Annotated in this window: 11 protein-coding genes and 1 pseudogene; 5 read left to right on the forward strand and 7 right to left on the reverse strand. The window is 66.8% G+C overall.

What is annotated here, in order from left to right; genetic code table 11:
* Window positions 1-37: 37 nt before the first annotated feature.
* Both ACFRMN_RS27265 and ACFRMN_RS27270 read right to left on the reverse strand, forming a co-directional pair.
* Window positions 38-2,830 carry a hypothetical protein gene (locus ACFRMN_RS27265; RefSeq protein ID WP_383023891.1) on the reverse strand — a complete coding sequence of 931 codons (2,793 nt, stop codon included), beginning with the start codon at window positions 2,828-2,830 and terminating at the stop codon, window positions 38-40.
* The gene (locus tag ACFRMN_RS27270; protein WP_383023894.1) at window positions 2,827-3,081 is read right to left on the reverse strand and encodes a DUF6507 family protein; all 255 of its coding nucleotides are present in this window, start codon (window positions 3,079-3,081) and stop codon (window positions 2,827-2,829) included. The genes ACFRMN_RS27265 and ACFRMN_RS27270 overlap by 4 nt, the downstream gene beginning before the upstream one ends.
* A 198-nt stretch (window positions 3,082-3,279) precedes the next feature.
* On the opposite strand from ACFRMN_RS27270, the pseudogene ACFRMN_RS27275 reads away from it, so the two are divergent.
* A pseudogene (locus ACFRMN_RS27275) lies at window positions 3,280-3,381 on the forward strand (phosphohydrolase); the annotation flags it as partial.
* A gap of 323 nt (window positions 3,382-3,704) precedes the next feature.
* Here the strand turns inward: ACFRMN_RS27275 and ACFRMN_RS27280 are convergent.
* A complete protein-coding gene (locus ACFRMN_RS27280) occupies window positions 3,705-4,721 on the reverse strand; it encodes a hypothetical protein (RefSeq protein ID WP_383023896.1) in 1,017 nt (338 codons plus the stop codon).
* Between the two features lie 22 nt (window positions 4,722-4,743).
* On the reverse strand, window positions 4,744-5,043 hold the full coding sequence (locus ACFRMN_RS27285; RefSeq protein WP_383023898.1) for a hypothetical protein: 300 nt from the start codon (window positions 5,041-5,043) through the stop codon (window positions 4,744-4,746).
* Between the two features lie 158 nt (window positions 5,044-5,201).
* Between ACFRMN_RS27285 and ACFRMN_RS27290 the strand changes: the two genes are divergently transcribed.
* Entirely contained in the window at window positions 5,202-5,858 is a 657-nt protein-coding gene (locus ACFRMN_RS27290; protein ID WP_383023900.1) for a hypothetical protein, read from the forward strand.
* A 211-nt stretch (window positions 5,859-6,069) separates the two neighbouring features.
* Here the strand turns inward: ACFRMN_RS27290 and ACFRMN_RS27295 are convergent, their stop codons facing one another.
* The 3 genes from ACFRMN_RS27295 to ACFRMN_RS27305 all read right to left on the reverse strand — a co-directional run bounded on the left by ACFRMN_RS27295 (window position 6,070) and on the right by ACFRMN_RS27305 (window position 8,114).
* On the reverse strand, window positions 6,070-6,336 hold the full coding sequence (locus tag ACFRMN_RS27295) for a hypothetical protein (protein ID WP_383023902.1): 267 nt from the start codon (window positions 6,334-6,336) through the stop codon (window positions 6,070-6,072).
* A gap of 638 nt (window positions 6,337-6,974) precedes the next feature.
* Window positions 6,975-7,103, reverse strand: coding sequence for a hypothetical protein (locus tag ACFRMN_RS27300; RefSeq protein ID WP_383023904.1), 129 nt, complete (start codon window positions 7,101-7,103; stop codon window positions 6,975-6,977).
* A 396-nt stretch (window positions 7,104-7,499) separates the two neighbouring features.
* A complete protein-coding gene (locus ACFRMN_RS27305; RefSeq protein ID WP_383023906.1) occupies window positions 7,500-8,114 on the reverse strand; it encodes a TetR/AcrR family transcriptional regulator in 615 nt (204 codons plus the stop codon).
* A gap of 132 nt (window positions 8,115-8,246) precedes the next feature.
* On the opposite strand from ACFRMN_RS27305, the gene ACFRMN_RS27310 reads away from it, so the two are divergent.
* The 3 genes from ACFRMN_RS27310 to ACFRMN_RS27320 are packed head-to-tail and all read left to right on the forward strand — an operon-like array spanning window position 8,247 to window position 11,100.
* Window positions 8,247-9,179: an alpha/beta hydrolase family protein gene (locus ACFRMN_RS27310; protein WP_383023908.1), complete on the forward strand. Its 933-nt coding sequence runs from the start codon at window positions 8,247-8,249 to the stop codon at window positions 9,177-9,179.
* 35 nt (window positions 9,180-9,214) lie between these two features.
* Window positions 9,215-10,135, forward strand: coding sequence for an LLM class flavin-dependent oxidoreductase (locus ACFRMN_RS27315; RefSeq protein ID WP_383023920.1), 921 nt, complete (start codon window positions 9,215-9,217; stop codon window positions 10,133-10,135).
* Entirely contained in the window at window positions 10,132-11,100 is a 969-nt protein-coding gene (locus ACFRMN_RS27320) for an alpha/beta hydrolase (RefSeq protein WP_383023910.1), read from the forward strand. The genes ACFRMN_RS27315 and ACFRMN_RS27320 overlap by 4 nt, the downstream gene beginning before the upstream one ends.
* Window positions 11,101-11,585: the final 485 nt, after the last annotated feature.

The following is an 11,585-nucleotide window of genomic DNA, read 5'->3' on the forward strand; positions in this document are numbered from 1 at the left end:
CCTTGCTGATGTCGAACCGTCGATATTGGTAACCAGTTTACGTACCGGCGTTCTTCTCACCCTTGACGACGACGTATTCCAGTTTTCCCTCATCGAGTGCCTTCCTCAGGTCACGCGCGAGCTCTATTTCGCCTCGCTTCCTCATGGCACGGATGATGTCCAGGAAGTATTCCCTGCTTCCCTGGGACACCTGCCTTGCGTCCGGAAGGGTGCGCCTACCGAGCTCGGTACCAGGACTGCTCTTGGCCTCGATGACCACGACTCGGCCGTCCTCGTGCTTCCACACCTGGTCGAACTGGTCATTGCCGTTCTTCGGGCCGAGGAGAGTCTCTTTGTCGAAGTCCGGGTAGCGCTCGGCGACGAAGTGGTGCTCGGCCACGTTCTCGCCGAATGCCTCGGCCGCCTTACCCATCTCCGTATGGGACTCCTTGTACGTCCCTCTGGCCTCGGCCCAGAGCCCGGCCGACTCCAGGGTGCCTTGAGCCTGGTGCGCGGCACCGGTCTGTGCCTTCCAATCCGCGACGAGGTTGTCCCACTGGATGGCGAAGTGGCGTGTCTGCGCGGCCTCTTCCAGGATCCGGAGTCTGGTGGCGCTCGTGACGGTGTCCGCCCCCACGCCGATGTAGTCGTCATCGAGGAAATGGGGTTTGGGAGGCGCCGGAGCGTCCTTGGCACGGATCCACGGGGTATCGTCCGACAGCCGCGTGAGCTGAGGCGGTGTGTACCCGCTCTGGTCGTGGATCTCCAGGTTCTTGCGGGTGCCGTCCTTCCTGTAATGATCCTCGAAGTACCCCGGCTCTTCGTTGGCGCGGTAGACCTGGATGTCCTCGATCTGCTCCCGTGTGAGCGATCCCCGAGGTCCGTACGGGTTTTCACCCTCGCGCATGAAGCTGGGACGCGGCACGGGTCCACGCTGCGGCGGGGCCGCGTCGTCGCCGGCACGGGAAACGTCGTCCGCGCCGCGGGCAGCATCGTCCAGGCCGCCCGCGCCAGGCGTGGCGGGGTGGGCGGAGCTGGGGAGGCCGTTGTCCGTGGCGGAGCCGCCGGGGAGGTCGTGGCCGATTGCCGGGGTCGTGGGTGGGGTTTCGGTGCGGCCGGTCGGCGTGTGGTCGCCGAGGTTGCCGCCGCCCGGGGTGTCGCCGCCCGAGCGGCCGCCCGGGGTGTTGTCGAGGTTGTTGGTGGGCATGTTGTTGCCCGCAGTCCCGCCGGGGAGGTGGTTCGCAGCCCCGCCCGGGGCTGTGTCGCCCGCCCGGCCCGAAGCGTTGTCGCCCACGCGGATCGGGTCCGAGATGTTCGAGCCCACCCGCACCACGTCGTCGCCCGTACGGGCGCCCACGCCCGCCAGGACCGGCTGCTCCTGCCGGGCGGGAACCTGGGTGAGCGGGTTGTCGGCGCCTGCGGTCGGGTTCGGGGTGTTCTCGACCCTGGCCTCGTCGCCGCGCTGAAGGACGCTGCCGTCTTCCTTGAGGATGTTGCCTTCGGGGTCCAGGAAGCGCGGGGCGCCTTCACCCGGGAGGCGGACCGTGCCCGGCGGGAGGGCTGTGGTGCCCTCCGGGAGTTTGACGGTGCCGTCGGGGAGTTCGACCGCGCCTTCCGGGACGGTCGCGCCTTCGGGGAGGTTGATCGTGCCGTCAGGCGACTTGATCGCGCCTTCCGGGAGGACGATCGTGCCCTCGGGGAACGCGGGGATGGTGATGTTGCCCATGCCCTTGAGGCCGGCCATCACGTCGCCTATCTTCGACAGGCCCGCGCCGGCGCCCTTGAAGATGTACGTCATCGGGTCGATCGCCCGGCTCGCCTTGCCCGTCAGGGACAGCACCTTCGCCGCCGCGCCCGCCTTGCCCGCGCCCGCCGCCGCGCCGGCCGTACCACCGGTGAAGATCGTCGTCACCACGTTGAAGGTGACCGCGCCGGCCGCTCGGGAGGGGTTTTCGCTCCACTGGTCCCAGGCGAGCAGCGCCTTGCCGGTCTCCTTCATCGCCGTACGCGAATCACGCAGCCAGGAGGGAAGTTTGTCCGCCGGCATCGCCCAATAGGCCGCTCCCACAACGGGGACGGCGGTGATCAGCACGCCGGTGGCCAGCTTGCCCAGACCGACCCATGCCTGGCCGGCCGCGTCCCAGCCGCTGAAACCCACCAGGGTGCCCAGGCCCTTGATCGTGCCCCATACACCGTCGATGATGACGCCCTTGCCGAAGTCGTAGGCGTGCTCCCACACCTGCCACCACGGGACGGACTCCGCCACCGCGTCGCCCCACGGCAGGCTCTTCGACTGCTTGAGAGCCTCGGCGTCATAGCCGTACATGCCCGGCTGGTTCGACCCGTCGTTCACCTTCAGAGGCGTCCCGCCGACCAGGGCGACAATCTTCGCGTAGGCGGCACGTTCCACTTCCTGGAACGCCGTCCACACCTCGGCGATCTCGTTGCGCCGGTTCAGGTTCTCCTCGATCAGGTCGCCGTCCTCACGCCACTTGTCGTCGTCCGCGACCTTCGAGCGGAAAGCGACCGCGTCACCCCTGAGTGAGTCCAGCCTGGCGGCGAGCGGGGCGGCATCCCTGGAGTACGTGCCCAGCGCGCCCGCGATCACGCACAGGTCGGAGCTCAGTGAGAGTCCGGTGTCCGACACCGGCTTCGTCACCGCGAACAGCTGCTCCGCCTCCGGCGCCTGGTAGAACGCCCGGAGCCCGCCGAAGCTCGTGTGGATGTCACTGGCCGCGGTGGAAATCTTCGGGCCCGCACCCGAGATCGCTGTCACCTTCTCGTCCAGCAGCGGCAAATCGCCCGTGAAAACCGGTACTTCAGCCGGATCGACCGGCGCGTCGCCACTCATCTGTGCCCCCCGGCAGCTTCCCTCAGCGCATCCAGCTGAACAGCCTTCGCAGCGTCCTGGGCATGCCTCGCCGCGTCCAGATCACCCTCGATGTACTCGTTGGTGGCCGTCGCCGCACCCAGGATGGCCGCCTCGATGCGCTCCGCCACCGCTTTGAGCTCGGTCTGGCGCTTCTCCAGGAATTCGCCCAGCGCCGCGGCAACCGGTCCCGTCGCCTTCGCCCTGTCCAGCGGATCCCTCGACTCGCTCATGCCGGGCGGGCCGCATGCGCTGCTCAACCAGGACGTGAGCGATCAGCTGCGCCCCGAACCGTTGACCGCTCCTGTTGATCCACGCTCCGCCGTGGACGCCGTATCCAGAGCTGGCTGCTGGGTTGATCCAGCGGACCTCGATGACCTGAACATTCACCCGTCCATGCAGCTCCGTATCCAGCACGGCCTTGACGAACCGAGTTCGAGCTAGAGCGCGCTGACCTCGTTGACGCGCTGCTCTTCTGCGACATGACGACGACGCCGGGCGGTACGCGTACGACGCCGGCCGAACGGCTGAACGGCTGAACGGCTGAACGGCTGAACGGCTGAACGGCTGAACGGCTGAACGGCTGAACGGCTGAACGGCTGAACGGCTCAACGGCTCAACGGCTCAACGGCTCAACGGCTCAACGGCTCAACGGCTCAACGAGATCGTGCATCGCTACGGTCCGGACACGATCGTCGGGTGCTCAGGCCGAGCGCCAAGGCGATGACCCAACGCGCCGCCTCCCCCGCGGCGGCCGACGCCTGCGCTTGCGGATATCGGCGACCTGGTCTTGGAGGCACGCGCTGATCAGGAAAGAACTTCACCCCGTCGGTCGCCCTCCCTCCGTCCGTACCGCCTATGCCTGAGGACCGTCCACGCGGTTCCTGTTGAACACCATCAGATGTCCGTACTCGGTGCGTGTCAGGGCGTCCGACCCCGATGGCTGCACACCCCGGTCCGCGTCGACCGCGACACTGTCCGGGAAAGGCGCGAGCGGCCAGGCGCGCTCAAGGATCAGCGCGTCCCAGGTGTCGTGCGAGCTGCGTCCCGCACGGTCGAGAACGAAACCTCGGCAGTCGTCGCGAAATTGGTGCAAAGCTCGCACCAGTGCGGCCACCACCTGCTCACGCTCCGGCTCCTGGAGGTCGGCGAGATCGTGGACCACCGCCGTCGTGGCATCGTCGAGCCGACGCACCCGAGCGACCGTGAAGGTATCCGAAGCGAACCACAGATGGAGGGCGACCTCGCCGTCACCGGGGTCGGCCAGCACCGCAGCCACATCGGGCGCGTCGTGCACGGGCCGGGGGTCCGAACCGCCCTTGCCGGTACGGGAAAGGACCATGTCGCCCGTGAGTCGATGACGGATGTGCAGCCCAGCTGATTCCAGCCCCTCCAGCAGACAGGCCCAGCTCTGCAACGTCAGATCCGACAGGTACCAGGAGAAGAACCCTCCCGCGTTTTTCGTGCCGTTCACACCCGCGGCGGAGGTGGACCGGCCGAAGACCTCCCGCACGATCTCTTCTGCCCGCCCGCGCAAAACCCTGGGAGCGATGTACTTCGAGGCACGGACAGCCGCCATGAAATCGTCCGGCAATTCCACATGGTACCGATGGACATAGTGCTGGAGTTCGACGGGCCACAGCCACGTGCCGTCGGTGACGAGAGATCCTGCTCCAGGAATCCATTCGTCGTGCGAAATAACATCACGCTCAGCCCCCATGGCGCTGAAGATCTCAGTGCCCGACGAAATATATTCCAGGATCCGCGGCTCATCGTACAGCGCGTGGAGCCGAACGGCGTCATGAATGGACGGAGCCGAGTCGTTCGGGTCCTGAGACTCGAACTCTCGGTAGAACCCGACTCGCTTGATCATTTCTTCTCCGTTGATCGTTCCGCTATTCGGCCATCGGCAGGAAGGTACGCCAATATCCGTTGTTGCCGATCTGGGGCGTCTGCCCCGGGCCCAGCTCGGGTGACGTCCCGACCTTATTGGTCGGCGCCGTGACGGGCACCCCCAGGTCATTGGCCACCCTTTGGGCGAGTGGGAGTTCCACGGAGTTCGGCGCGGCATAGCCGGAATGGCACGAGATCAGGCGCACTGGGCCGCCATCGTAATTCAGATTGCTGCGGATGACGTCCGAGATATGAGTCGGGTGTACCTCGAAATCCATGAGGGTCTTGCCCGCACTGTTCACCCGGCCGGGAAAAACACGCCCTCGTTCGTGCCGTGAATAATGACGTCGTGCTTCCCCGGATCACGTGCCACACGTTGCGTGTTACCCAGCGTTCGGGGGTCATATCCGATGGTCGTGGTCCGCTTTCCAAAGTATACGGGGTCCCCGGATATGAGTGCATGGCCGCCCGGAACCTTGGGCGGCACGGGGATTTTCGAGTCCTCGCTCCGGAACAGGTCCCAGGTACGCCGCTTCCCCATGTCGTCGAGCGCCATCGGGGCTCGCCCGACTCCCGCGAGGTTCGGGGCCGCGATTCCGATGGGGAGATCCCGCACGAAAAGGTTGGGGAAGCCGCCCACTTCGCTGGCGGCACGTGTCGCACCGGCCGCGCCGGCGAACGCACCGCCGAACGCGCCGCCGTAGACTCCCGCCTGTTCCAACGAGTCGAGACTGAAGCCGTCCTGGAGGCCCGTGGCCATCCTGAGCGGCTGGGCGACCGCGAGGTCGACGGTGATGCCTCGATCGCACCGAAGGCGATACCGGTCAACGTGGTCGCGGCGATGGTGGCGACGGTGGCGGACACCGTGACGCCGAGCCCGGCGGCGACTTCGATGATGGTCGCGGCTGCGGCTGCGGAAGCCGCGGTGGAGGCGCCGAAGGTGAACACCGCGAGCCCCACGCCGACGCCGATGACCGCAGCCCCGATGCCGATCTCGGTCCACAAGCGCTCAATGGCGTCGTCGACGGCGTCGGCGAACTCTTCGAGCGCCTTGGCCACGGCTCGGGCCGCCGTGGCCGTGTCGTCCAGCCACCCCACGCCTTCGCTCTTGTGGTAGCGGGCCCAGAAGATTTCGAACGCGTCAATCGCCTCACCCTTGTTGTTGAGGATGATCGAACGGGCTTTGCCGTTGACCGGCCCAATGACGTCGTCCACCGCGTCGGCAAAGGTCCGCCACGCCTTCGCAGCCGATCGCAGAGTGCCGGAGTTCGCGTCCGGCCACCACATGCCGGCCTTCATGAGAAGGTCCTTGGTGATGTCCTCGGCGCTCACTCGGCGCCCTTGTCCCCGTCCGCATCTGGCACCGCGATCTTGGTGAACATGCCTTCAATGAGCTTGTCGTCGTCCACGTAACCGTCGGCCATGTCGATCATGGCAGCGTGGATGCTCCTGAGACCGAGCACCAGAATGCCGACGCCTTTCTCGATCTGTTCGCTCTTCGGCGAGTACGCGTCTCCGAACTTCTGGCCTTGCTCGTCGTCCCCCCCACGGCGAACCCAGCGCGCCCAGCGACTCCTTGAGCGCCTTCGCCGCATCGCCGAGAGCCTTGCTCTGCTCCTGGAACGTCGGCGCCGCCTTCTTCAGGTCCTGGGTCGAGATGCCCAGAACCTTGCCCGTGTCGCCCATGTCTTCCCTTCCGCTGTCGCCGTTCGGGAGGTCACAACGGTACTCAATCCCCTGAAGGACGACAGGTCGGTGGGGCGGGAGTTGCTGCCGATTGAGTCTGCGCAAGGCGCCGGTGTGGCTTCTGTGGATCGCGACCTTCATGTTCGGCAGCCTCGTACTGTCGCGACGCCGCGGACAACACTGATCCGGCAGGTATGACGCGGAGCGAAACCCGAAAGTGACCGGTTCCCCGGTCTCACTTCTGGTCTCATTCACCGGCGTACAGCGCCGTTCAGACGCCCGGCCCGCCCCGGCTCCACCCCAGGTCAGGACGCCCCCGATCGCCCTCGAACCCCCAGGCGAACATTTGGAAAGCGTGTTGGGGGCAACCCCTCACGAGTTCGAATCTCGTATCCTCCGCCATTGCTCTCACCGGGCAATACGAAGAAGGCCCTGACCAGTCTTGACTGGTCAGGGCCTTCGTCGCGTGCGGGTCCGAGACCAGGCGCGGAGGCGTCACACGCGCGATGCGGTGAGCCCTACGTGATCTTCCGTCTCAGTTTCCGTCTCAGTTGAGGTCCGAGGGCCCCTCGTTCGAGCCGTCTCCGCTGTCTTCGCCCGACTCCGGCGCGGGGCCCCAGAGCGCTTCACCGACCTGGTGCGCGACGTTCTTCAGCATGGGGCCGGTGACGTGCATGTACCGGGACCTCATCCGGGCTGAGCCGCCCGGCTCTCATCGGTCAGCTGGTCGTCGCCGACCGGTGTGGAGGAGAATCTCTTGACGGTGTGCGCATCGGTGAAGAACAGTCTGCGGCCGACCGCGTCGAGCCGCAGTGCTTCGGAGGCGGTGGTTTCACTGGGTACTCCTGACGGGTGCGGGGCTGGTGGCCAGGCCGTCGGCCCACGCGCTGACCGTGTCGACGTAGGTGACCGGGTCGTGGCCGTGCATGGAGTGCGGCATGCAGCCCACTGATCATCGACATCTTGACGCCGACGATCAGCCCGTACTTCACGGCTTTGGGCAAAAGCCGGTTGTGGCGGCCAGAGTGGCTCCAGCCTTGTCCTTGGTCCACCGTGCGTTCGGCTGCGGGGGCTATTTGGGCTCACTGTCCGTCGGTGCCGGGGCAGGCTGCGCAAGGCCATCGAGCAGCAGGTCGATCATGCGACGAGCCTGGTAGTTGGGGAAGGTCTCGACTCCGATGCACAGGTTGCCGATGCCGAGCATGAAGTCGTAGGCCCGTATGTCCGCGCGTGTGTAGCCAGCGGCGGCGGACGCTTTCAACAACTGGTCGAGCACGGGCAGCAGGCGCTCGACGAACTCGGCGTGCAGGCTCTCGAACCCGGCTTGGTCCGAGTGCAGCGCCTCGGCCAGGCCGTGCTTGGTAACCAGGAAATCGGCGAACCGGTCAACCCATAGCCGCAAGACCTCATACGGCGTGTCGGCGGCAGGGGGAATGTGCGCGGCAGCGGCGAGCGCGTCGAGCTGGTGTCGGAAGACCGCGACCACCAAGTCCGCCCGTGTGGGGAAGTGACGGTAGATGGTGCCCATACCGAGACCCGATTCGGCGGCGATCTCTCGCACCGGAGCATCGACCCCCGCACGGACGAACACGGCCGCGGCGGCGTCCAGGAGCATCTGCTCGTTTCGACGCACGTCGGATCGCTTTTGCCGACCGACATTGAGCGGCGACGTGTTGTCCGTGGACATCGTGAGCACCCCCTACTTGCAAAGCGGAGCAGCGCTCCGTATTGTGATGTGGAGCGGCGCTCCGTATTTCAATCATGCCAGATCGTCGCGCAGTACGGGCCATTACGCCCCATCCAGAACGGTATTCATCTCATGAGCGACACCACGTCCGCCGACGGCGGCAACGAGTCCACCACCCCGGTCATCTCTGTCAGGCCGGTCGTCCTGGCCGCCCCGGACCGCGGCCAGGACCTGCAGGTGCGGGTCACAGCGCCGACGACCGGCCACAACCTGCCCGTCGTCGTCTTCTCGCACGGCATGACCCTGACCATGGACGACTACGCGCCGCTGGTCGACTTCTGGGCCGCCCGCGGGTTCGTCGTCATTCAGCCCACCCATCTCGACTCGCTGGGCCTGCTCCCCGACGACCCGCGCACTCCGCTCATCTGGCGTATCCGCACCGACGACCTGACCGGCATCCTCGACCAACTCGGCACCATCGAAGACGGCGTACCCGGGCTGGCCGGCCGCATCGACCACGACCGCATCGCGGTCGCCGGACACTCGTGGGGCGCACAGACCGCCGGCACACTCGCGGGCGCACGGGTCGTCGACGCCGACGGCACACCTGGTGAGAGCATGAGCGACTCGCGAGTCAGGGCGGCGGTACTGCTCTGCCTGCCCGGAACCGGCGGCGCCGACCTGAGCCCGCTCGCCGCCCAGTACTTCCCGTTCATGAGCCCTGATTTCGCCGAGCTGAAGACGCCGAGTCTGATCGTCGCCGGCGACCACGACCAGTCCCCGCTGACGGTGCGCGGTCCGGACTGGTTCACCGACGGCTATCGCCTCAGCTCGGGCGCCACCGATCTGCTGACCCTGTTCGGCGCGGAACACGGACTCGGCGGCATCCAGGGTTCCAACGACACGCGGACCACAGACGAAAGCCCCGAGCGCGTCGCGGTCGTCCAGCACGTCACCCTGGCGTATCTGCGTACCGCGCTGGGCCTCGACAACGACGCGTGGCCTACCGCCCGTCGAACCCTGACCGCGACCAGCGACCCGCTGGGAAGGATCGACTCGAAGTGACCAACCCCCTCGCACCCAGGCCCAGCTTCGGAATCATGACCGCCCCATCTCAGGTCGCTTACAACGACGTCCTGCGGGTCTGGCGCGAGGCGGACAGCATCCCGCAGATCGAGCACGCCTGGCTGTTCGACCACCTCATGCCGATATTCGGTGACCCGAACGGGCCTACCTTCGAGGGCTGGACACTGCTGTCCGCGCTAGCAGCACAGACCGAGCGGCTGCGTCTCGGGCTGATGGTCACGAGCAACAGGTTCCGCCCACCGGCCATGCTGGCCAAGATCGCCGCTACTGTCGATGTCATCTCCGGCGGCCGGCTCGAGTTCGGCATCGGCGCAGGCTCTCGGCCCGACGTGCCACTGGCCCGGCGTGAGTACGAAGCTCACGGCCTTCCCTTCCACGATGCCGCCCACGCGGTCGCAAGCCTCGCCGAGGCGTGCACGATCATCCGCAGACTGTGGACCGAGACCGTGCCGTTCGACTTCCAGGGCGACTATCACCAGCTGACGGGTGCGTTCTGCAGTCCCAAACCCGTGCAGCGGCCCCACCCGCCGATCATGATCGGCGGCCAAGCCACCCCGACGCTGCGCGTGGTTGCCGAGCATGCGGACCGGTGGAACATGCCCGGTGGGGGCATCGACAATGCGATCGCGCGCAACACCACGCTGGACCGGTTGTGCGCCGAGATCGGCCGAAACCCGGCTGAGATCACCCGATCCATTGTCCTGCCCGCCTCCTACGACCGGCCCGACGACACCCGCCACGCAATCCGCGCGGCGCTCGACGGCGGGTTCAGCCACATCGTGCTCGGACTGGGCGCGCCCTATCCAGTCGAGGTCGCACGCTGGGTTGCCGACACCTTCGTCGGCCCCTTTCTGACAAGAGCTGAAACACCAGATCACCGTCTACAACGCAATGGTGGCGGCGTCGCTGCTCCTGAACCGAGGAACCGCCGATGACGAGGACGCACCCACCGCTCGATCCGGAGCTCACCGCAGTGCTGACGTTCGTGCACGAACATCTATCGCCGAGCATCACCGCCGAGGACATTGAGGAGCTGCGGGCCAACTCCATGTTCGCGGTCGCGGACGAGGACCTGACACGCAACGGGACCGTCGAACTGCAGAACTTCTCCATATCGGGTCCGCCCGGTGCTCCCAAGATTTCGCTGCTCGTCCTCAGGCCCGTGGGCCTGGCGGCAGGAGCGCCTGTCTTCTACTACATGCACGGCGGCGGCATGATCATCGGCAACAGCCGCACCGGAGTCGGCAGCGTGCTCGACTGGGCTGTCGACAACGGCGCCGTCGTGGTGTCGGTGGAGTACCGCCTGGCACCAGAACACCCCGACCCGGCTCCGATCGAGGACTGCTACGCGGGCCTGTTGTGGACCCACGAACACGCCGCGGAGATCGGCGGCAACGCAGACCGCATCGTCGTCGCCGGCGCGAGCGCCGGCGGAGGTCTCGCGGCCGGCGTGGCACTGCTCGCACGCGACCGCGGCGGCCCCCGGCTGCTCGGTCAGCTGCTCATGTGCCCGATGCTCGACGACCGGTTTGTCACGCTGAGCAGCCGGGAACTCGACGGCGAGGGCATCTGGGACGCCACCAGCAACATGACCGGATGGAACGCGTTGCTCGGCGAACGCCGAGGGGGCGGCGACGTCAGCTTCTACGCGGCGCCTGCGAGGGCGACCGACCTGACCGGCCTGCCCACCTCATTCGTTGACGTCGGCTCGGTCGAGACCTTCCGCGACGAGGACATTGATTACGCCACTCGGCTGCTGCAGGCCGGCGTCCAGTGCGAGCTGCACGTCTGGCCAGGTGGCTTCCACGGATTCGACGGCATGGCCCCACAAGCTTCACTGTCACAGACCGCGTCCGCGACCCGAGCCGCCTGGGTCCGGCGACTCTTGGCCGTTGGCTGACATCCGGCGACAGAGGCGACGGGATCGGCACGTGCGTGAGCTCGCAGGCCGACTCGCGGCGCTGGACCCGGCGGCCGCCGAAGCGCTAAGAGGCCGCGCCTACTTCGGCAAGTTGCTAGACGGCCACGTCGACATCGAGAGCCCACTCCGCGGCGTCGCCGTCCTTACCGGTGTGCCCGCCAGGTTCGTCGACCCCAAACGTCACATCACCGCCCGGGTCGAGCCCGACGGGCGGGTCATCGCGTCGCCCGCCGGCTACGCATGTCTTTCGCACATGGGGAAACATGTGTCGAGCCAGCGGGGGCGGGTGGCGTCGACGCCGAATACGTCGAGTAACTGGGCTTGGATGCCTTCGCTGACCAGGACAACGGCTAGTGTGATGGGCCTGAGATCGCGGGCTTAAGTCTCTTGCTGGTTTTCGGTGGCTGGCGGAGTGACCTTAGTGAGGTAGGCGGCGAGGGATTTGAGGATCTCGTCGGCGGTCT

Source organism: Streptomyces sp. NPDC056835 (genome assembly GCF_042789485.1).
Classification (GTDB): Bacteria; Actinomycetota; Actinomycetes; order Streptomycetales; family Streptomycetaceae; genus Streptomyces.